At 71.2% G+C, this 21,153-nt stretch carries 19 protein-coding genes; 2 read left to right on the top strand and 17 right to left on the bottom strand.

Going from position 1 to position 21,153, the window contains the following annotated elements; genetic code table 11:
* Positions 1–30: 30 nt before the first annotated feature.
* The 9 genes from ruvX to ACIQ8B_RS11355 all read right to left on the bottom strand — a co-directional run bounded on the left by ruvX (position 31) and on the right by ACIQ8B_RS11355 (position 9,457).
* Positions 31–495, bottom strand: a complete 465-nt coding sequence (ruvX, locus tag ACIQ8B_RS11395) for a Holliday junction resolvase RuvX (protein ID WP_198602750.1) — start codon at positions 493–495, stop codon at positions 31–33.
* A 35-nt stretch (positions 496–530) separates the two neighbouring features.
* Positions 531–3,200, bottom strand: a complete 2,670-nt coding sequence (gene alaS, locus ACIQ8B_RS11390; protein WP_290004361.1) for an alanine--tRNA ligase — start codon at positions 3,198–3,200, stop codon at positions 531–533.
* On the bottom strand, positions 3,200–3,568 hold the full coding sequence (locus ACIQ8B_RS11385) for a hypothetical protein (protein WP_290004362.1): 369 nt from the start codon (positions 3,566–3,568) through the stop codon (positions 3,200–3,202). The genes alaS and ACIQ8B_RS11385 overlap by 1 nt, the downstream gene beginning before the upstream one ends.
* A gap of 7 nt (positions 3,569–3,575) precedes the next feature.
* Positions 3,576–4,025, bottom strand: a complete 450-nt coding sequence (locus ACIQ8B_RS11380) for a DUF948 domain-containing protein (protein ID WP_106415121.1) — start codon at positions 4,023–4,025, stop codon at positions 3,576–3,578.
* 200 nt (positions 4,026–4,225) lie between these two features.
* Positions 4,226–4,840: a 30S ribosomal protein S4 gene (gene rpsD / locus ACIQ8B_RS11375; protein ID WP_019523761.1), complete on the bottom strand. Its 615-nt coding sequence runs from the start codon at positions 4,838–4,840 to the stop codon at positions 4,226–4,228.
* A 303-nt stretch (positions 4,841–5,143) separates the two neighbouring features.
* Positions 5,144–6,499, bottom strand: a complete 1,356-nt coding sequence (locus tag ACIQ8B_RS11370; RefSeq protein ID WP_106415120.1) for a replication-associated recombination protein A — start codon at positions 6,497–6,499, stop codon at positions 5,144–5,146.
* Between the two features lie 44 nt (positions 6,500–6,543).
* Entirely contained in the window at positions 6,544–7,209 is a 666-nt protein-coding gene (locus tag ACIQ8B_RS11365) for a vitamin K epoxide reductase family protein (protein ID WP_403546524.1), read from the bottom strand.
* A 263-nt stretch (positions 7,210–7,472) separates the two neighbouring features.
* A complete protein-coding gene (hisS, locus tag ACIQ8B_RS11360; protein ID WP_403546523.1) occupies positions 7,473–8,735 on the bottom strand; it encodes a histidine--tRNA ligase in 1,263 nt (420 codons plus the stop codon).
* Positions 8,736–8,746: 11 nt separating this feature from the next.
* Positions 8,747–9,457, bottom strand: coding sequence for an MBL fold metallo-hydrolase (locus tag ACIQ8B_RS11355; protein WP_290004365.1), 711 nt, complete (start codon positions 9,455–9,457; stop codon positions 8,747–8,749).
* A gap of 183 nt (positions 9,458–9,640) precedes the next feature.
* Here ACIQ8B_RS11355 and ACIQ8B_RS11350 point away from each other — a divergent pair, with 183 nt between their 5' ends.
* On the top strand, positions 9,641–10,462 hold the full coding sequence (locus ACIQ8B_RS11350) for a peptidylprolyl isomerase (protein ID WP_403546522.1): 822 nt from the start codon (positions 9,641–9,643) through the stop codon (positions 10,460–10,462).
* Between the two features lie 137 nt (positions 10,463–10,599).
* Positions 10,600–11,829 carry a DUF349 domain-containing protein gene (locus ACIQ8B_RS11345; protein ID WP_290004367.1) on the top strand — a complete coding sequence of 410 codons (1,230 nt, stop codon included), beginning with the start codon at positions 10,600–10,602 and terminating at the stop codon, positions 11,827–11,829.
* Between the two features lie 67 nt (positions 11,830–11,896).
* Here ACIQ8B_RS11345 and relA read toward each other — a convergent pair whose 3' ends face one another.
* The 8 genes from relA to ruvC form a co-directional block, all read right to left on the bottom strand.
* The gene (gene relA, locus ACIQ8B_RS11340) at positions 11,897–14,422 is read right to left on the bottom strand and encodes a GTP pyrophosphokinase (RefSeq protein WP_403546521.1); all 2,526 of its coding nucleotides are present in this window, start codon (positions 14,420–14,422) and stop codon (positions 11,897–11,899) included.
* Positions 14,423–14,613: 191 nt separating this feature from the next.
* On the bottom strand, positions 14,614–15,162 hold the full coding sequence (locus ACIQ8B_RS11335) for an adenine phosphoribosyltransferase (RefSeq protein WP_290004369.1): 549 nt from the start codon (positions 15,160–15,162) through the stop codon (positions 14,614–14,616).
* Complete coding sequence (secF, locus tag ACIQ8B_RS11330; RefSeq protein WP_106415112.1) at positions 15,159–16,274, bottom strand: protein translocase subunit SecF; 1,116 nt, start codon at positions 16,272–16,274, stop codon at positions 15,159–15,161. The genes ACIQ8B_RS11335 and secF overlap by 4 nt, the downstream gene beginning before the upstream one ends.
* Before the next feature lie 3 nt (positions 16,275–16,277).
* Positions 16,278–18,041, bottom strand: coding sequence for a protein translocase subunit SecD (gene secD / locus ACIQ8B_RS11325; protein WP_106415111.1), 1,764 nt, complete (start codon positions 18,039–18,041; stop codon positions 16,278–16,280).
* 132 nt (positions 18,042–18,173) lie between these two features.
* On the bottom strand, positions 18,174–18,656 hold the full coding sequence (gene yajC / locus ACIQ8B_RS11320; RefSeq protein ID WP_106415110.1) for a preprotein translocase subunit YajC: 483 nt from the start codon (positions 18,654–18,656) through the stop codon (positions 18,174–18,176).
* 165 nt (positions 18,657–18,821) lie between these two features.
* Complete coding sequence (gene ruvB / locus ACIQ8B_RS11315; protein ID WP_290004372.1) at positions 18,822–19,892, bottom strand: Holliday junction branch migration DNA helicase RuvB; 1,071 nt, start codon at positions 19,890–19,892, stop codon at positions 18,822–18,824.
* Between the two features lie 67 nt (positions 19,893–19,959).
* Positions 19,960–20,565, bottom strand: coding sequence for a Holliday junction branch migration protein RuvA (ruvA, locus tag ACIQ8B_RS11310; protein ID WP_403546520.1), 606 nt, complete (start codon positions 20,563–20,565; stop codon positions 19,960–19,962).
* On the bottom strand, positions 20,562–21,140 hold the full coding sequence (gene ruvC / locus ACIQ8B_RS11305) for a crossover junction endodeoxyribonuclease RuvC (RefSeq protein ID WP_403546519.1): 579 nt from the start codon (positions 21,138–21,140) through the stop codon (positions 20,562–20,564). The genes ruvA and ruvC overlap by 4 nt, the downstream gene beginning before the upstream one ends.
* Positions 21,141–21,153 lie beyond the last annotated feature (13 nt).

The following is a 21,153-nucleotide window of genomic DNA, read 5'->3' as shown; positions in this document are numbered from 1 at the left end:
CGCATCGCGCGGAACGTTACCGTATCGCGATCAGATGACCGCTTCGACGCCCTCACCGGGTGGCCTGCCTGACACCCGTTCGGATTCCAGCGCCTGCTGGAGGATGATCACAGCGGCGGCCTGGTCGATGACCGAGCGCCCCTTCTTGGACTTCACGCCCGAGGCGCGCAGACCCTGACTGGCCGTCACCGTGGTCATGCGCTCGTCCACGAGTCTCACCGGAACCGGCGCGATCATGCGTGCCAGTTCCTGGGCGAAACCGCGGACCTTGGCGGCGGCGGGACCCTCGCCCCCCTTGAGGGAGCGAGGGAGACCGACGACGACCTCGATGGGCTCGTACTCCTCGACGAGCTGCCCCAGCCTGCGGTGCGCGGCCGGGACGTCCCGGCCGGGGACGGTCTCGACCGGGGTGGCGAGGATCCCGTCGGGGTCGCAGGAGGCGACCCCGATGCGGGCGTCCCCGACATCGATCGCGAGGCGGCGGCCGCGGCGCATCACCGGGCCGCCCGCCTGCTCGTTCTCCGTGCCGCTCACTTGGCGGTGTCCGCCACGAGCCGCTCCACGGCGTCGACGGCCTCGCCGACCGCGGCCGGGTTCTGCCCGCCGCCCTGGGCGACGTCCGGCTTGCCGCCACCGCCGCCGCCGAGGGTCTTGGCGGCGGTGCGCACCAGGTCGCCGGCCTTGAGGCCGCGCTCGCGGGCGGCCTCGTTGGTGGCGATGACGGTGAGCGGCTTGCCGTTGACCGTGCTGAACAGGGCCACGACGGCGGCCCGTCCGCCCTGGATGCGGCCGCGCACGTCGAGCACCAGCTTGCGCAGGTCGTCGGCGGTGGTGCCGTCCGGGACCCGGCCGGTGACCACGGCGACGCCCTTGATGTCCTTGGCGGACTCGGCGAGGCCGGCGGCGGCCTGGAGCACCTTCTCGGCGCGGAACTTCTCGATCTCCTTCTCGGCGTCCTTCAGCCGGCCGAGCATGGCGGAGACCTTCTCGGGCAGTTCCTCGGCGCGGCCCTTGAGGAGTTCGGTGAGCTGGTTGACGACCGTGTGCTCGCGGGCGAGGAAGGTGTAGGCGTCCACGCCGACCAGGGCCTCGATGCGGCGCACGCCGGAACCGATGGAGGACTCGCCCAGCAGCTTCACCAGGCCGAGCTGGGCGGTGTTGTGCACGTGGGTGCCGCCGCACAGCTCCTTGGAGAAGTCCCCGATGGTGACCACGCGCACCCGGTCGCCGTACTTCTCGCCGAACTCGGCGATGGCGCCCTGCTTCTTGGCCTCGTCGATGCCCATGATGTCGGCGCGCACGTCGAGGTCGCGGGCGAGCACCTCGTTGATCTTCTGCTCGACGTCCAGCATGACCGTCTGCGGCACGGCGGACGGCGAGCCGAAGTCGAAGCGGAACCGGCCGGGCTGGTTCTCCGAACCGGCCTGGGCGGCCGTCGGTCCGAGGGCGTCGCGCAGGGCCTGGTGGGTGAGGTGCGTGGCCGAGTGGGCGCGGGCGATGGCCTTGCGCCGGCGGTCGTCGATGGCGGCGTGGGCGCGGGAGCCGACGGTGACCTCGCCGACCTGGACGACGCCCTTGTGGACGTAGACGCCCGGGACCGGCTTCTGGCAGTCGCGCACCTCGATGACGGCACCGGAGTCGGTGCGGATCCGGCCGGTGTCGCCGATCTGGCCGCCGCCCTCGGCGTAGAAGGGAGTGCGGTCCAGGACGATCTCGACCTCGTCGCCCTCGGTGGCGGCGGGCGAGGAGACGCCGTCGACGAGGATGCCGACGACGGTGGACTCGCCCTCGGTGTCCGTGTAGCCGATGAAGTCGGTGGCGCCGGCCCGGTCGGCGATCTCGCGGTAGGCGCCGAGGTCGGCGTGGCCGGTCTTCTTGGCCTGGGCGTCGGCCTTGGCGCGCTCCCGCTGCTCCTTCATCAGGCGGCGGAAGCCGTCCTCGTCCACGGAGAGGCCCTGCTCGGCGGCCATCTCCAGGGTGAGGTCGATGGGGAAGCCCCAGGTGTCGTGGAGCAGGAAGGCCTTGTCGCCGGGCAGGACGCTGGAACCGGCGGCCTTGGTCTCGGACACGGCGGTGTCGAGGATGTTGGTGCCGGCCTTCAGCGTCTTGAGGAAGGCGTTCTCCTCGGCGAGAGCGACCTTCTCGATCCGCTCCCGGTCGGTGATCAGCTCCGGGTACTGCTGCCCCATCATGCCGATGACGACGTCGATGAGGTCCTTGACGACCGGGCCGGTGGCGCCGAGCAGGCGCATGTTGCGGATGGCGCGGCGCATGATGCGGCGCAGCACGTAGCCGCGGCCCTCGTTGCCCGGGGTGACGCCGTCGCCGATGAGCATGACCGAGGTGCGCATGTGGTCGGTGACCACGCGCAGGGACACGTCGGAGTTCTGGGCGTCGCCGTAGCGCACGCCGGTCAGCTCGGTGGCCTTCTCGATGACGGCCATGGAGGTGTCGATCTCGTACATGTTCCGCACGTCCTGCAGAATCATGGCGAGCCGCTCGAGGCCGAGGCCGGTGTCGATGTTCTTGCTGGGCAGGTCGCCGAGGATCGGGTAGTCCTTGCCCGGGCCCTCGCCCCGCTCGTACTGCATGAAGACGAGGTTCCAGATCTCCACGTACCGCTCGTCGTTGACGGCGGGGCCGCCCTCGGGGCCGAACTCCGGGCCGCGGTCGTAGTTGATCTCGGAGCAGGGGCCGCAGGGACCGGGGACGCCCATGTCCCAGAAGTTGTCCTTCTTGCCCAGGCGCTGGATGCGCTCGGCGGGCACGCCGACGACGTCGCGCCAGATCTGCTCGGCCTCGTCGTCGTCCTGGTAGACGGTGATCCAGAGCTTCTCCGGCTCGAGGCCGTAACCACCCTTGTCCTGGGGGCTGGTGAGCAGCTCCCAGGCGAGCTTGATGGCGCCTTCCTTGAAGTAGTCGCCGAAGGAGAAGTTGCCGCACATCTGGAAGAACGTGCCGTGGCGGGTGGTCTTGCCGACCTCTTCGATGTCGGGGGTGCGCACGCACTTCTGCACGCTGGTGGCGCGGTCGAAGGGCGGCTTGACCTCGCCCAGGAAGTAGGGCTTGAAGGGCACCATGCCGGCCGGGACGAGCAGCAGAGTCGGATCGTCCGCGATGAGCGACGCCGACGGGACGACGGTGTGCCCGCGCTCCTCGAAGAAGCTCAGCCAGCGGCGGCGGATCTCGGCCGACTCCATCAGTGGTCCTCATTCCGGTTGTGCGGGTACGTCGGGTACGTCGACTTCTTCGGGCCCTCGGCGTACGTCGGGCTGTTGCGGTTCTCGATCACGGCGTAGCCGCGGGGCGCGGGCAGTTCGCGGTCGACGGGGGCGTTGAGCCCGAGCGCGTCGCCGAGTTCGGCCTCGCGCTGCGCCATGTTCTCGCGGACCTCGAGGGCGAAGTCCACCGCGCGGTCCTTGAGCCGGCCGCCGGCCTCGATCGCCTTGTTGGCCGCGGCGACGGCGAGGTGCTCGGGGGTGAGCTGCTTGATCTTGCGGTTGACCTTGGTGGTGGCCCACACGCCGGCGGCGACGCCGGTGGTGAACCAGAACGTTCGGCGGAACATCGTCCGGTCAGTCCTTCTTTCCCCGGGTCCGCTTGTCGCGCCGCGCTCCCGGGACGGTGCGGCCCACGATCACGTTGCGCCGCGTCCTGTCCGGCGCGTCCTCCTTGCGGCCGCTGACGGCCCGGCGCACGCCGTAGCCGAAGGCGGCGACCTTGACCAGGGGGCCGCCGAAGGTGGAGGCGACCGTGGTGGACAGCGCGGAGGCGTTGGAGGTGACCTCCTGGACGTCGGAGGCGATCGCGTCGACCCGTTCGATCTGGGTCTGCGCGGACCGCACCGCCGCGGAGGCGTCCGCCAGCAGCGGGACGGCCTGGTCGGTCACGTCCGCCACCAGCTTGGTGGTCGCCCGGAGCGTCTGGGCCAGCCTCGCCAGCGCGACAGCGAGGAAGGAGACCAGGATCGCCCAGAAGACGGCCACCAGGATTCCGGCCACCTCACCACCGGACACTGTGTGCACCCGCTCCCTTGAAACGCGCCTGAACATCGAGAAAGTCGTGTCACCGAGCCTATCGCGCCGGTGACGGGTCTCCGTACCGGATTACCGTCCGCGGCGGCATCGGTCTCGCCGGAAGGCTCCCGGGCGAGGACGAGCCCGCCGCCTCGCCCGCCCCGAGGGGCGGGAAGACGACGGGCTCGGGATACCGCGTGCCTGCTGGATCAGCGGGCGTAGTACTCGACGACGAGCTGCTCGTCGCAGATCACCGGGATCTCCTTGCGGTTCGGCTCGCGGTCCAGGCGGAACGCCAGGGCCTTGAGGTTCACCTGGAGGTAGCGCGGGATCTCACCGTCGGGGGCGAAGCCACCCTCACGGGCGATCGTGAAGAGGGTCTTCTCCTTGCTGCGCTCGCGCACCTCCACGACGTCGTCCGGGCGGACACGGAAGGAGGGCTTGTCGACCTTCTTGCCGTTCACCTGGATGTGGCCGTGGGTGACCATCTGGCGGGCCTGGTAGATCGTGCGGGCGATGCCCGAACGCAGGACCAGCGCGTCGAGACGGCGCTCGAGCTCGATGACCAGAGCCTCGCCGGTCTTCATCGAGGTCTTGGAGGCGCGCTCGTAGGCACGGACGAGCTGACGCTCGGAGAGGTCGTACTGCGCGCGCAGACGCTGCTTCTCCAGCAGACGGACCTTGTAGTCCGAGTTCTGCTTGCGGCCGCGGCCGTGCTCACCCGGCGGGTAGGGGCGGGCCTCGAAGTACTTGACGGCCTTCGGGGTCAGCGCGATACCGAGGGCACGCGACTTCTTGACCTTGGGGCGGGACTGGTTCGCCACTTCTTTTCCTTGTCTCCTGTCGGCTGCCTCAGGGTTACGGGAGGTCGCATCCGCAGCAGGGGAATTCCCCTCGGGCCCGCGAGGGACCTGATGGGCAGCCGCTCCCCTGAACTGGGCACATACGTGCAGCACACGAACGGCCCACCGACCGGTCCCGGGACTCACGGGTGGTGGTGGGCTGCCCGCGACACCTACGACGGTGCGCGACGCTCCTGGATCGAAAGATCCGGCTGGTCGTCCCGCCTGAGGCGCCGACCGGAGCCGGACACGGGACACAGCACTTCGACGGATTCTACAGGGTGCTCAAGGCCGCCTGCGACCGAGGTGCTTCCTGGTCCACTGCACGGCGTCCGCGTACCGCGCCTCGGCGCCGTGCCGGGTGGGTTCGTAGTACTCGCGGTCCTTCAAGGCGTCCGGGGCGTACTGCTGCTCGGCGATGCCCTCGGGCAGGTCGTGCGGGTAGACGTAGCCCTTGCCGTGGCCGAGCGCGCCGGCCCCCTTGTAGTGGCTGTCGCGCAGATGGGAGGGGACGGGACCGGCCAGTCCCTTGCGGACGTCCTCCAGGGCGGCGCCGATCGCGGTGGTGGCGGCGTTGGACTTGGGGGCGAGCGCCAGGGCGATGGTGGCGTGGCTGAGGGTGAGGGCGGCCTCGGGGAAGCCGATCATGGCGACGGCCTGGGCGGCGGCGACCGCGGTCTGCAGCGCGCTCGGGTCGGCGAGGCCGATGTCCTCACTGGCGGAGATCATCAGGCGGCGGGCGATGAAGCGGGGGTCCTCGCCGGCCTCGATCATCCGGGCCAGGTAGTGCAGGGCGGCGTCCACGTCGGAGCCGCGGATCGACTTGATCAGGGCGCTGGCGACGTCGTAGTGCTGGTCACCGTCGCGGTCGTACTTCACGGCGGCCCGGTCGACCGTCTCCTCCAGGGTCGTCAGGCTCACCTCGGACTCGCCCTTGTCCAGCGCGGCGCCGGCGGCGGCCTCCAGGGCGGTGAGCGCGCGGCGGGCGTCCCCGCCGGCGATGCGCAGCAGGTGCTCGGCGGTGTCGTCGGGGAGGGTGAGGGAGCCCTTGAGACCCCGCTCGTCGGTGAGGGCGCGCCGCAGCAGACCGCGGATGTCGTCGTCCGTGAGCGGCTCGAGGGTGAGCAGCAGGGAGCGGGAGAGCAGCGGGGAGATGACCGAGAAGTAGGGGTTCTCGGTGGTCGCGGCGATGAGCGTGACCCAGCGGTTCTCCACGGCGGGGAGCAGGGAGTCCTGCTGGGCCTTGCTGAAGCGGTGGATCTCGTCGAGGAAGAGGACCGTCTCCTGGCCGTACCCCCCGGAGGCGCGGCGGGCGCCGTCGATGACCGCGCGGACCTCCTTGACGCCCGCGGTGATCGCGGACAGTTCCACGAAGCGCTTGTTGGTGGCCTTGGAGACGACGTAGGCGAGGGTCGTCTTGCCGGTGCCGGGCGGGCCCCAGAGGATCACCGAGGAGGGTCCCGCGGGGCCCGAGGAGCCCTCGCCGACCAGTCTGCGCAGGGGGGAGCCCGGCTTCAGCAGGTGCTGCTGGCCCACCACCTCGTCGAGGGTGCGCGGGCGCATCCGGACCGCCAGGGGGCTGCCGGCCGGGTCCTTCTCCTGGCGTTCTTCTGCTGCGGCGGTGAACAGGTCTGGCTCCACGCTGAAACCCTAAAGCACCGCGCCGACAGCCCCGGAGCGGGCGGTCAGCTGGTCCAGAAGTCCCACCAGCGGGTCAGGATCAGCATGCCGATGATGCCGATGTGCAGCACCGGCAGGACCCAGGTGAACTCGCCGAAGAAGCCCTTGAGCCAGGAGGGCGCGGGCAGGAAGCCCTTGCGGATGTTGAAGGACGTCACGTACCAGAACATGATGATCGTGGCGACCCAGGCGAGGCAGCACCACAGGCACAGGGCGTTGATCCGGTACAGGGACTGGAACATCAGCCAGGCGCAGAAGCCGGCGCCGAAGAGGGTGCCCGCGTTGAAGGTGAGCCAGTACCAGCGCGGGTAGCGGGCCCGGGCGAGCAGGCTCATGCCGACGCAGACCACGATGCCGTAGGTGACCAGGCCGAGCATCGGGTTGGGGAAGCCGAAGACGGAGGCCTGGTCGCTCTCCATGACGCTGCCGCAGGAGACGACGGGGTTGAGGCTGCAGCCGGGGACGAACGTCTCGCCCTTGACCTTGGCCTCGAGCAGCTTGAACTTGTCGAGCGTGATCACCCACGCGGCGAGCACGCCGGCGGCGCCGGTGATCACCAGGAGCCACGCGAACGCCCTGCTGCCGCCCTCCGTGCGGGGCGGGGTGTCACTCCCGTCGGGGGGAGGGGATTGGGGCTCCATGTCGACGTCCCTGACTGTCGTCTTGCTCATCACGCCGATTCCGTCACTCACGAGTGTGGACCTGCTTCGGGCAGGGGCCATTGTGCCGTACGGCGGGGCGCGTGCGCCGTTGACCGGAGATAAGGACGTACAGGCGTTCGCGCCGGGGCGCAGGATTTCGGCCGGTCTCCGTACGGCGTCCGCACGTGTGCGCGAGTCCGCTCCCCGCCGGGGTGGCGGCGGGATCCCTGCCGTTGACGACGCGGGCGCCGGGCCCTCCCGACGGGGGACCCGGCGCCCGGGAGGGACGCGTCTCAGCCGAGGCGGGACTCGAGCTCCGCCACGACCTCGTTCACGCCGACCGCGGTCTGCTCGCCGGACTCCAGGTCCTTGAGCTGGATCACGCCCTCCTCGATGTCGCGCTCGCCGAGGATGAGCGCGTACCGGGCGCCCGAGCGGTTGGCCGCCTTCATCGCGGCCTTGAGGCCCTTGCCGCCGTAGGCGAAGTCCGCGGCCACGCCGTTCTTGCGCAGTTCGGTGACCTTCGCGAACAGCACCCGGCGGGCCTCGTCCCCGAGCGGCACGGCGAACACGCTGGTGGCGGCGGGCAGTTCCAGTTCGACGCCCTCCGCCTCCAGGGCCAGCACCGTGCGGTCGACGCCGAGCGCCCAGCCGACGGACGGCAGCGCGGGGCCGCCGATCATCTCCGACAGGCCGTCGTAACGGCCGCCGCCGCCCACCGCGGACTGGGAGCCGAGGCCGTCGTGGACGAACTCGAAGGTGGTGCGGGTGTAGTAGTCCAGGCCGCGCACCAGCCTGGGGTCGTCCTCGAAGACCACGCCCGCCGCCGTGACCAGCTCGCGCACCTCCTCGTGGTACGCCTTGCAGGCGTCGCAGAGGTGGTCGCGCAGCAGGGGCGCGCCGGTGAGCTGCTTCTGCACCGACTCGCGCTTGTCGTCCAGGACGCGCAGCGGGTTGATCTCCGCCCGGCGCAGGGTGTCCTCGTCCAGGTCCAGGCCGCGCAGGAAGTCCTGGAGGGCGGCCCGGTAGACGGGACGGCACTCCTTGTCGCCCAGGCTGTTGAGCAGGATGCGGAAGTTCCGCAGGTCCAGGGAGCGGTACGCCTGGTCGGCCAGGATGATCAGCTCGGCGTCGAGCGCCGGGTCCTCCGCGCCGATCGCCTCGGCGCCGACCTGGGAGAAGTGCCGGTAGCGGCCCTTCTGCGGGCGCTCGTAGCGGTAGTACGAGCCGGAGTACCAGAGCTTGACCGGGAGGTTGCCCGCCTTGTGCAGGTTGGCCTCCAGGGCGGCGCGCAGCACGGAGGCGGTGCCCTCGGGACGCAGGGCGAGCCGGTCGCCGCCCTTGGTCTCGAAGGCGTACATCTCCTTGGTGACGATGTCGGTGGACTCGCCGACGCCGCGCGCGAACAGCTCGACGCTCTCGAAGCCGGGCGTCTCGATGTAGCCGTAGCCGGAGCCGCGCAGCGGGGCGGCGATCGCCTCGCGGACCGCGAGGTACCTGGCGGAGTCGGGCGGCAGCAGGTCGTAGGTGCCCTTGGGGGCCTTGAAGGTGCTCACGGAAGTACTCGTCACATTCCTCGTCGGGGAGCCTCGTTCTGGGCTCCCGGGCCGGCGGCCACCTGCCGCAGATACGGGTTGGTGGCGCGCTCCCGGCCGATGGTGGTCTGGGGGCCGTGGCCGGACAGCACCACGGTCGAGTCGTCGAGCGGCAGGCACACGCGGGCCAGCGAGTCGAGCATCTCGGCCATGTCACCGCCGGGCAGGTCGGTGCGTCCGATGGAGCCGGCGAACAGCAGGTCGCCCGAGAACATGACCGGCGGGACGTCGGCCGACTCGGGCAGGTTGTAGGTCACCGACCCCTTGGTATGGCCCGGGGCGTGCGCGACGCCGAACTCCAGGCCCGCCAGCTTCAGCGTCGCGCCGTCGGTGAGCTCCTTGACGTCGTCCGGCTCCCCCACCGTCAGCTCCCCCATGAGCGGCATGCCGATGGCCCGGCCCAGGCCCTTCTCGGGGTCGCTCATCATGTACCGGTCCTCGGGGTGGATCCAGGCGGGCACGTCGTGCGCCCCGCAGACCGGGACCACCGAGGCGACGTGGTCGATGTGGCCGTGGGTGAGGACGACGGCGACGGGCTTGAGCCGGTGCTTGCGGACCGCCTCCGCCACGCCGTCGGCGGCCTGGTGGCCGGGGTCGATGATCACGCACTCCTCACCGGCGGCGGGGGCGACGAGATAACAGTTCGTCCCCCATGCTCCGGCGGGGAACCCGGCAATGAGCACGATCGTCCTTCGTTTGTGTCGGTACGGGAGGCTTGCGACGGGCTGCGCCCGTGGTCAGAGCCTACCGGCGCTGCCGATTCCTCAGCGAACCCATATACGGTACGGGGCACACGCAGGCGGTCGGCTCACCGCACGCACGCACGCGTACCGGCCGGCACACGAGACGCATGGGGAGAGAATCCGGTGGTCAGCCAGGAGCAGCGGCGGCGTCAGCTCGCCCGGGAGAAGTTCTTGCGGCAGCAACAGCGGCGTACCGAGGCGCGGCGCAAGGCGAAGGTCCGCAACGCGGTCATCGCCTCGGTGCTCGGTGTGACCCTGATCGGCAGCCTCGCGCTGTACACGACGGGGGTGCTCAAGCAGGACGACGACAAGGCCAACGCGGCCGCGGAGGTCACGCCGGACGCCGAGCCGACGGGCAAGGCCCCGGACCCCTGCGAGAAGCCGGCCGGGGGCAAGGTCAAGACGCAGACGTGGAAGAAGGAGCCGGCGATGTCGATCGACACGTCGGCGGCGTACACGATGAAGCTGGAGACGACCTGCGGGACGATAGACGTGGCGCTGAAGGCGTCGGCGGCCCCGCACACGGTCAACTCGTTCAACTTCCTCGCCGGCAAGGGCTACTTCGACCACACCAAGTGCCACCGGCTCACCACCAACGGCATCTACGTCCTGCAGTGCGGCGACCCGACGGGCACCGGCACCGGCGGTCCCGGCTACACGATCCCGGACGAGAACCTGAAGGACGCGAGCCTGAAGGGCAACACCTACCCGGCGGGCACGGTCGCGATGGCCAACACCGGGCAGAAGGACAGTGGCGGCAGCCAGTTCTTCCTGGTCTACGAGGACAGTCAGCTCCCGCCCAGCTACACCCCGTTCGGCACCGTCTCGGACGCGGGCCTGAAGGTCCTGAAGAAGATCGCCGACGCCGGGGAGAGCACCGGGGGCGGCGACGGGGCGCCCAACGCGACGGTCGTGATCGACAAGGCGACCGTGACCGCATCCTGAGCCCCAACTGCGTAATTTCGGTCGCGCGGGATGCGGACAGGCATCCTGTCGGTCGCCTATGTTGGCCGTGACGAAACTGTGGACGATGCCCGGGGGAGCGCACAGGCCCCTCGACGGCATCATGTGGAGGAGGCGCTGTGAGCAGCGACCCGTGGGGCCGCGTCGACGAGACGGGGACCGTGTACGTGCGTACGGCCGACGGCGAGAAGGTCGTCGGTTCCTGGCAGGCCGGCTCCCCTGACGAGGCGCTGGCCTACTTCGAGCGCAAGTACGAGGGCCTGGTTGTCGAGATCGGCCTCCTCGAGAAGCGGGTGAGGACCACCGACCTGTCGTCCAAGGACGCCATGGCCGCGATCGACCACCTGCGCGAGCAGGTCGACGCCCATCACGCGGTCGGTGACCTCGACGCCCTGAGGGCCCGGCTGGACAAGCTCGTGGAGCTGGTCGAGGCGCGCCGCGAGGAGCGCAAGGCGCAGCGGACCCGGCAGTCCGAGGAGGCCCGGCGGGCCAAGGAGGCGCTGGTCACCGAGGCCGAGGAGCTGGCGCAGTCCGACCAGTGGCGGGCGGCCGGGGAGCGGCTGCGGGCCCTGGTGGACACCTGGAAGGGTCTGCCGCGGCTGGACCGCAAGTCCGACGACGAGCTGTGGCACCGCTTCTCGCACGCGCGGTCGGCGTTCTCCAAGCGGCGCAAGCAGCACTTCGCGCAGCTGGACGCGCAGCGCGAGGAGGCCCGCCGGCTCAAGGAGCAGCTGGTCGCCGAGGCCGAGGCGCTGTCGGGCTCGACGGACTGGGGTCCGACCGCGGCCCGGTACCGCGACCTGATGGCGCAGTGGAAGGCCGCGGGCCGCGCCCAGCGCGAGCACGAGGAAGAGCTGTGGAACCGCTTCCGCGGCGCCCAGGACGTCTTCTTCGCGGCCCGCTCCTCGGTGTTCGCGGAGCGTGACGCGGAGCAGGCGGAGAACCTCAAGCTCAAGGAGGAGCTGGCCGGCGAGGCGGAGAAGCTCCTGCCGATCACGGACCTGAAGACCGCCCGGGCCGCGTTCCGCGCGATCAACGAGCGCTGGGAGGCCATCGGCCACGTGCCGCGGGACGCCCGCCCGCGGGTCGAGGGCCGGATGCACGCCGTGGAGCGCGCCCTCCAGGAGGCCGAGGAGGCCGAGTGGCGCCGGACCAACCCGGAGGCCCGTGCGCGGGCCGAGGGTCTGACCGGTCAGCTGCAGGCCGCCGTGGACAAGCTGAAGGGCCAGATCGAGCAGGCCCGCGCGCAGGGCAACACCGCGAAGGCGCAGAAGCTGGAGCGCGAGCTGGAGGGCCGCCAGGCCCTGCTGGACCAGGCCCTGAAGGGTCTCCAGGAGTTCGGCGGCTGAGCCCGCCGCACGCGCGACGAAGGGGCCGCCGTACCTCGGCGGCCCCTTTCGTGTGCCCTGCGCGCGCCTACCCGCGGTTGCGGGCCGAGGTGACGCGGTAGACGTCGTAGACGCCCTCCACGCCGCGTACGGCCTTCAGGACGTGGCCCAGGTGCTTGGGGTCGCCCATCTCGAAGGTGAAGCGGGAGGTGGCGACCCGGTCGCGGGAGGTCTGCACGGCCGCGGACAGGATGTTGACGTGCTGGTCGGACAGCACGCGCGTGACGTCCGACAGCAGCCGGGAGCGGTCCAGTGCCTCGACCTGGATGGCGACCAGGAACACCGACGACTGGGTGGGCGCCCACTCGACCTCGAGGATCCGCTCGGGCTCGCGGGACAGCGAGTCGACGTTCACGCAGTCGTTGCGGTGCACGGAGACGCCGCTGCCGCGGGTGACGAAGCCGATGATGGGGTCGCCCGGCACCGGGGTGCAGCAGCGGGCGAGCTTGACCCACACGTCCTCGACGCCCTTGACGATGACGCCGGGGTCGGCGCTGGAGCGGCGCTTGCGGCGGCTGCGGGTGGGCGGGACCGACTCGTCGATCTCCTCGGTGGCCGCCTCCTCCCCGCCGAGGGCCTGCACCAGCTTCTGCACGATGTTCTGCGCGGAGACGTGTCCCTCGCCGATCGCCGCGTACAGCGCGGAGATGTCGGAGTAGCGCATCTCGTGCGCCAGCGTGACCAGCGAGTCGCCGGTGAGGATGCGCTGGATGGGCAGGTTCTGCTTGCGCATGGCGCGGACGATGGAGTCCTTGCCCTGCTCGATCGCCTCGTCGCGGCGCTCCTTGGAGAACCAGGCGCGGATCTTGTTGCGGGCGCGGGGCGACTTCACGAAGCCGAGCCAGTCGCGGGAGGGGCCGGCGCCGGCCGCCTTGGAGGTGAAGACCTCCACCAGGTCGCCGTTGTCGAGGGTCGACTCCAGCGGCACCAGGCGGCCGTTGACCCGGGCGCCTATGGTGCGGTGGCCGACCTCGGTGTGCACCGCGTAGGCGAAGTCCACGGGAGTGGCGCCGGCGGGCAGCGCTATGACGTCGCCCTTGGGCGTGAAGACGAAGACCTCGTTGCGCGAGAGGTCGAAGCGCAGCGACTCCAGGAACTCGCCCGGGTCCTCGGTCTCCTTCTGCCAGTCGAGGAGCTGGCGCAGCCACGCCATGTCGTTGAGGTGGTCGTCCTTGCTCCTGCCGGACGACCTGGGCGCGTCGGTGCGGATCTTGGAGGCGCCGGCGACGGCCTCCTGCTTGTACTTCCAGTGCGCGGCGATGCCGTACTCGGCGCGGCGGTGCATGTCGAACGTGCGGATCTGCAGTTCGACGGGCTTGCCGCCGGGGCCGATGACCGTCGTGTGCAGCGACTGGTACATGTTGAACTTGGGCATCGCGATGTAGTCCTTGAACCGGCCGGGGACCGGGTTCCAGCGCGCGTGCACCGTGCCGAGGGCCGCGTAGCAGTCGCGGACGGTGTCCACGAGGACGCGGATGCCCACCAGGTCGTAGATCTCCGCGAAGTCGCGGCCGCGGACGATCATCTTCTGGTAGACGCTGTAGTAGTGCTTGGGGCGGCCGGTGACGGTCGCCTTGATGCGGGCGGACCTGAGGTCCTGCTGCACCTCGTCGGTGACGATGGCGAGGTACTCGTCGCGCTTGGGGGCGCGCTCGGCGACCAGGCGGACGATCTCGTCGTACATCTTGGGGTAGAGGATCGCGAAGGCGAGGTCCTCCAGCTCCCACTTGATGGTGTTCATGCCCAGGCGGTGGGCGAGCGGCGCGTAGATCTCCAGGGTCTCGCGCGCCTTCTTCTCCTGTTTCTCCCGCTTGAGGTAGCGCATGGTGCGCATGTTGTGCAGGCGGTCGGCGAGCTTGATGACCAGGACGCGCGGGTCCTTGGCCATGGCGACGACCATCTTGCGCACGGTCTCGGCCTGGGCGGCCTCGCCGAACTTGACCTTGTCCAGCTTGGTGACGCCGTCGACGAGCAGCGCGACCACGTCGCCGAAGTCGCGGCGCAGGTCCTCCAGGCCGTACTCGGTGTCCTCGACGGTGTCGTGCAGCAGCCCGGCCATCAGCGTCGCCGGGTCCATGCCGAGCTCGGCGAGGATGGTGGTGACGGCGAGCGGGTGCGTGATGTACGGGTCGCCGCTCTTGCGCTTCTGGCCGCGGTGCCAGCGCTCGGCGACCTGGTAGGCACGCTCGATCTGGCGCAGCGTGGCGTTCTCGATCTTCGGGTCGTTGCTCCGCACGATCCGGAGCAGCGGCTCCAGCACCGGGTTGTACGGGTTGGCCCGCTGGACGCCGAGCCGGGCCAGGCGGGCGCGGACGCGGTTGGAGGAGCCGGAGCGCGGCTGGCCGGCGTTGGGACGGGCCGGGGACGCGGAGCGCTCGGGAGGGGACGGCTTGGGACGCGGCTGCTCGGGCTTGTCCACGGGAGCCGCCTGAGCGCGCTGCACCGGCCCGCGGGGGTCGTTCTTCGCCTGGGGCGTGTTCGGCGCGGGCTTCGCCGCCGGCGCCGAGGCGGGCTCGGGCTTGGCGGCGGTCAGGTGCTGGGCCTCGTCTGGCAAGAGGACTCCTCGTGCGCGATCCGGGTCCCTCGGTCAGGCTCCGGAGGTCCCATGGTAGCGAGCCCGTGCCCGCCGATCGCCTCCGGAACGGTGTGAGGGCCGTCGACAGGAGAAACGCACGAGGCGGACCCGTATTCCTCCGGGTCCGCCTGCGCGGTGTTTCCGGGGCCGCTTCCGGCGCCCCTGTGGGCTCAGACCGTGAGCAGCGCCTCCAGCGGTGCGCCCGCCAGGGCGGGCTCCAGCCGGGCCCGGCCGCCGAGGAAGCCGAGCTCCATCAGCACGGCGAGGCCCGCGACCTCGGCGCCCGCCCTGCGGATGAGCTGGAGGGACGCCTCGGCGGTGCCGCCGGTGGCCAGGACGTCGTCGACGACCAGGACGCGGTCGTCGGCGCCGAGGTCCTCCGCGTGGACCTCGATCTCGGCCGAGCCGTACTCCAGGTCGTACGCCTGGCTGAGGGTGGCCCCGGGGAGCTTGCCCGCCTTGCGGACGGGGACGAAGCCCAGGCCGGCGCGGAGCGCGACCGGGGCGCCGAGGATGAACCCGCGGGCCTCCAGGCCGACGACCTTGGTGGCGCCGGCCCGGCGGGCGACGTCCGCGAGGGCGGCGGTCAGCGCGTCGAACGCCTTGGGGTCGGCCAGGAGCGGCGTGATGTCCTTGAACATCACGCCCGGCTCCGGGTAGTCCGCCACGTCCCGGATGCGGCTCAGCAGCAGGGCGGAGAGGTCGGCGTGCTCGGTCATCTGCGCTTTCCTGAGGGTCGGCCGCGGCCGCGGACGCGGGACGCGGGCTGGGTGCGGGGCCCGACGACCGCCGCCGCGACGTCGGCGGGCTCGTCGTGGCCGTCGTGGGTCACGGGGGTGTCCCGGCCGTCGTCCGGGTCGCCGCCGTGGGCGCGCTTGGCCAGCACGCGCTTCTTCAGGCTCTTCATGGCCGGCTCGCGCTCCTTGAGGTCGGCGACGAGCGGGGTGGCGATGAAGATCGAGGAGTACGCGCCGGCGGCGAGGCCGACGAACAGCGACAGGGAGATGTCGTTCAGCATGCCGGCGCCGAGGACACCGCCGCCGATGAACAGCAGGCCCGCCACCGGCAGCAGCGCCACCACCGTGGTGTTGACCGACCGCACCAGGGTGCTGTTGATCGACCGGTTGGCGATCTCGCTGTACGTCCAGCGGGTCTGCTTGGTGATGTCCTTGGTCTGTTCCTTGAGGCTGTCGAAGACGACCACCGTGTCGTACAGCGAGTAGCCGAGGATGGTGAGCAGACCGATCACCGTGCCGGGGGTGACCTCGAAGCCGACGAGGGCGTAGATCCCCACCGTGATGGTGATGTCGTGGATCAGCGCGACGAACGCGGCGACGGCCATGCGCCACTCGAAGGCGATCGCCAGGTAGATCACGACCAGGATGAGGAAGATGCCCAGGCCCTGCCAGGCCTTGTTGGCGATCTGCTCGCCCCAGCTGGGACCGACCAGTTCGGCGTTGATCTTCTCGGCGTCGACCTCGAGGTCGCCGGCGAGCCGGTCCTTGATGGCGTCCGAGGTCTTGGTGTCGATGCCGGCGACCTGGATGCGCAGGCTGCCGTCACCGAGCTTCTGGACGATGGCGTCGTGGCCGGAGGCGTCCTCCGCGTAGTCCTCGGCGGTCGCCACCGAGACGCTCATGTTCTTCGGGGTGGTGAAGACCGCGCCGCCCTGGAACTCGATGCCCATGTGCAGGCCGCGCACGCCCAGGCCGAGGATGGCCGCGATGGTGATGAGGATCGAGACGCCGTACCAGAGCTTGCGGTTCTTGACGAAGTCGTAGCCGATCTCGCCGTGGTGCAGTCGGGCGCCGAGGGTGCCGAGCTTCGACATCTCTCACGCCTCCTTCGTCAGGGCAGGGGCGGAGGGACGGCGGGTGCGGCGCAGCGGCGGTTTCGCACCCAGCGCCTTCGGGTCGAGACCGGACCACTTGTGGCCGCTCGCGAAGAACGGGCGGCGGGCCATCAGCGTCAGCAGCGGCTTGGTGAAGAGGAACACCACCACGACGTCGAGGAGCGTGGTCAGCCCCAGGGTGAACGCGAAGCCCTGCACCTTGCCGACGGTGACCACGAAGAGCACGGCGGCGGCCAGGAAGGACACGAAGTCGGAGACCAGGATGGTGCGCCGGGCGCGCGGCCAGGCCCGCTCCACGGAGGGGCGCAGCGAGCGGCCCTCGCGGATCTCGTCCCGGACCCGTTCGAAGTAGACGATGAAGGAGTCCGCCGTGATGCCGATGGCCACGATGGCGCCGCAGACGGCCGGCAGGTTCAGCGCGAAGCCGATGGTCGGGCCGAGCAGCGACATGATCACGTAGGTGAGGGCCGCGGAGACCAGCAGGGACGCGACGGCGATGAAGGACAGGCCGCGGTAGTAGATCAGCAGGTACAGCACGACCAGCGCGACGCCGATGGCGCCGGCGATCAGGCCGGCCTCGAGCTGCTCGCCGCCGAGGGCGGCGGTGACGGTGGTGACGCTGTCCTCGCGGAAGGTCAGCGGCAGGGCGCCGTAGGACAGCATGTTGGCCAGTTCCTGCGCCGACTGCTGGGTGAAGTTGCCGGAGATCTCGGCGTTGCCGCCGGTCAGGGCCTGCCGGACGTACGGGTCGGAGACGACCTCGCCGTCCAGGACGATCGCGAACTGGTTCTGCGGGGACGGCTTCTGCGCGAGCTGGCCGGTGATGTCGGCGAACTTCTTGGAGCCCTCGCCCGTGAACTGCATGGTCACGGTCCAGCCGGCGCCGGACTGGGTGTTGAGGACGGCGTCGGCCTCGTCGACGTCGGTGCCGTCGACGGCGGCCGGGCCGAGGATGTACTTCTGCCACTGGCCCTCGGAGTTCTGGCCGCAGGCGACGGTGGAGTCGGTGGCCTTGGCGCCGTCACCGGCGGTGGCGCGGACGCTCTCCTTGGTGCAGTCGAGCTTGGCGTACTCGGCCTGGAGCTTGCTGTCGGCGTCCTCGGAGGCGCCGCCCGTCGCGGACGGGGAGGGACTCGCCTCGTCGGTGGCGGACGGGCTCTCGTCGGCCTTCAGGGCGTCGGTGACCGCGCGGCCCTGGGCGGTGGCGCTCGACGAGGGGGTGGCGGACGCGGCGGAGCCGTCGGTGGCCTCCTCGCTCGCGTCGTCCGTGGCCTTGCCGGAGGAGGGGTCGCCGGAGGGGGCGCCGGTGGCGCTCGGCTCGGGGGCGGCGCCGCCGCCGGCCAGCTCGGTGGCGATCACGGGGCGGAAGTACAGCTTGGCGGTGGTGCCGACCTGCTCCCGGGCCTGCTCGGAGTTGGTGCCCTTGGGGATGTTGACGATGATGTTGCGGTCGCCCTGCGTCTGAACCTCGGCCTCGGAGACGCCCAGACCGTTGACCCGCCGCTCCATGATGGAGACCGCGGTGTCCATGTTGGTCTTGTTGATCGCGGATTCCTGGCCCGCCTCGGGGACCGCCGCCAGCGTGATGCTCGTGCCGCCGGCCAGGTCGATGCCCAGACGCGGAGTGGTGTGACCGGAGGCGAACATCCCTCCGGTGAGCGCCACGATGGCGATCAGGATCAGAGCCAGCGAGCGCCACGGCTTGCTTGTGGCGCTCGCGTTCTGTCCCTTTTTGAGTGCTGCCACCTTTGTACTCCCTCTCGGGCCGCCCGGTCCCGGGAGGGAGGCCGGCGGCCATGACGTGGTGTCGGGATGATCCCGTGCGAGCCGGGCATGGTCCGGGGCGCGCGGGCGGTACCCGCGCGCCCCGGAGCACGGCTACTTCGCGTCGGTGCCGCCGTCGGACTTCTTCGCGCGCGCGTCCGCCGTGGCGTCGGCCGGCTCGTCCTCCGCGTCCTTCTTGCCGAGGTCGACGGGCGTGTCGTCGGAGTCGGCGGCAGCGTCGGAGGAGTCGTCGGTCTCGGTGAGGGAGGAGGCGTCGTCGGGGACGACGTCGGCGTCGGACTGCGGGTCGTGCTCGATGCCGTGGACGATGCGGTTGTACTCGTCGTCGCTCAGGACGGCGCCGATCGAGTTCTTCGCGAACAGCAGCTCCACGCCCGGCCCGGCGTCGAGGAGGACGGTGTCCTCGTTGACCTCCTTGACCGTGGCGTACATGCCCCCGATCGTGCGGACGCCGGAACCGGGCTGCATCTGGTTCCGCATCTCGATGACCTGCTGCTGCTTCTTCTTGGCCGACCGGGTCATCAGGAACATGGCCCCGATGAGCACAATGAACGGGAGGAGGGTCAGGAGACTCACGGGTCGGAACTTCCTTCACACGACCGCGATGGTGAACGGCCTGATGGTTGGGGGTGTGTGCTGCCGCCGACAAGGGCGGCACCGGCGGAGTCTAGGCGAGTCCGCGCCAAGGGAACAACGCTCAGCATGGCACCCGGGTTCCTGCCCGGGCCAACGCGCCCGCCGTCACGCCCCGAACAGGTCCCCTTGTCCGTTTCCGGCGGCCTGCGAGCGCGGCGGCGTGAGGCCGAGATGCGACCATGCCGCGGGCGTCGCCACCCGTCCCCGGGGGGTACGGGCGAGCAGTCCCTCCCGCACCAGGAAGGGCTCGGCCACCTCCTCCACGGTCTCACGCTCCTCCCCCACCGCGACGGCGAGCGTGGACAGGCCGACCGGACCGCCGCCGAACAGCTTGAGGAGCGCCTCCAGCACCGCCCGGTCCAGCCGGTCCAGGCCCCGGGCGTCCACCTCGTACACCGCGAGGGCCGCGGCGGCGACGTCCTGGGTGATCCGGCCGTCGCCCTTGACCTGCGCGTAGTCGCGGACCCGGCGCAGCAGGCGGTTGGCGATGCGGGGCGTGCCGCGGGAGCGTCCGGCGATCTCCGCGGCGCCCTCGGTGTCGATCTCCACGTCGAGCAGGCTCGCCGAGCGGTGGACGACCCGCTCCAGCTCGGCCGGCTCGTAGAACTCCATGTGGGCGGTGAAGCCGAAGCGGTCGCGCAGCGGAGGCGGCAGCAGACCGGCCCGGGTGGTGGCGCCGACCAGGGTGAAGGGCGGCAGCTCCAGCGGGATCGCCGTGGCGCCGGGGCCCTTGCCGACGATCACGTCGACGCGGAAGTCCTCCATCGCCATGTACAGCATCTCCTCGGCGGGCCGGGACATGCGGTGGATCTCGTCGAGGAAGAGGACCTCGCCCTCCTGGAGGGAGGAGAGGATCGCGGCGAGATCGCCGGCGTGCTGGATGGCGGGGCCGGAGGTGATGCGGATGGGGGCGTCCATCTCCGCCGCGATGATCATGGAGAGGGTGGTCTTGCCGAGGCCGGGGGCGCCGGAGAGCAGCACGTGGTCGGCGGTGGCGCCGCGGGCGCGGGCGGCCCGCAGCACCAGGTCGAGCTGCTCGCGGACCTTCTCCTGGCCGATGAACTCGCCCAGGTCCTTGGGGCGCAGCGCGGCCTCGACGGCCTGGTCCTCGCGGTCGGCGACCGATTCCACCAGCCGCTCGGAGGCGGCGGTGTCGTTCGTGTCGTCCCAGTTCATGTGCGTGTGCCTCAGCTCTCCGTACGGACTCGGGCGCGGTCGTGGGCCCTTGGGCGGCGGTCGCGGTCTATCGGGCGCGGTTCAGCGTCTGCAGGGCCGCCTTGAGCAGCTGCCCCACCGGTACGCCGCCCCCGGCGGCCTCCGCCTGGGGGGTCACCGCGGCCACGGCCTCGTCGGCCTCACGGGTCGCGTACCCCAGTCCGATGAGGGCGGCGTGCAGCTGGTCGCGCCAGCCGGCGGTGACGGGCGCGCCGACGGCGGGGGCGCCGGTGGGCTCGCCGAGCCGGTCCTTCAGTTCGAGGAGGAGCTTCTGGGCGCCCTTCTTGCCGATGCCGGGGACGGCGGTCAGCGCCTTCTCGTCGCCGGTGGCCACGGCGCGGCGCAGGGCGTCGGGGCTGTGCACGGCGAGCATGGCCTGGGCCAGCCGGGGGCCGACGCCGCTGGCGGTCTGGAGCAGCTCGAAGACCTGGCGTCCGTCCTCGTCGGCGAAGCCGTACAGGGTCAGGGAGTCCTCGCGGACGACGAGGGAGGTGGCGAGCTTCGCGTGCTGTCCGACGCGCAGCGTGGACAGCGTGTCCGGCGTGCACCGGACGGCCATGCCGACGCCGCCGACCTCGACCACCGCGGTGTCGGGGGTGAGGGCGGCGACCGTGCCGCTGACGAAGGCGATCATGCCGTACGGCCTTTCGATGCGTGGCGGGCCGCGGGGGCCCGGGGGGTGGTCTGCGGGGCGCGCGCCGCGTGGGCGGCGACGGCCTGCTGGAGCCGGTTCTGGGCGGGGGCGCGCCAGATGTGGCAGATGGCGAGCGCGAGGGCGTCGGCGGCGTCGGCCGGTCTGGGCGGCGCGTCGAGCCGCAGCAGGCGGGTCACCATGGCGCCCACCTGGGCCTTGTCGGCGCGGCCGGAGCCGGTGACGGCGGCCTTGACCTCGCTGGGCGTGTGCAGGGCGACGGGGATGCCGCGCCGGGAGGCGCAGAGGATGGCGACGGCGCTGGCCTGGGCGGTGCCCATCACCGTGCGCACGTTGTGCTGGCTGAAGACGCGCTCCACGGCGACGAACTCCGGGCGGTGCTCGTCGAGCCACTGCTCCAGGCCCTCTTCGACGGCGACCAGGCGGTGGCCGAGGTCGGCGTCCGTCGGCGTGCGGACGACTCCCACGCCGAGCATGGTGAGCGGGCGTCCCGCGAGCCCCTCGACGACGCCGACACCGCACCGGGTCAGTCCCGGGTCGACCCCCAGTACGCGCATGCGTCGCCCCCTT

The sequence above is a fragment of the Streptomyces sp. NPDC096105 genome (genome assembly GCF_044763335.1).
Taxonomy (GTDB): Bacteria; Actinomycetota; Actinomycetes; order Streptomycetales; family Streptomycetaceae; genus Streptomyces.
This window is presented reverse-complemented; position numbering and strand designations above follow the sequence as displayed.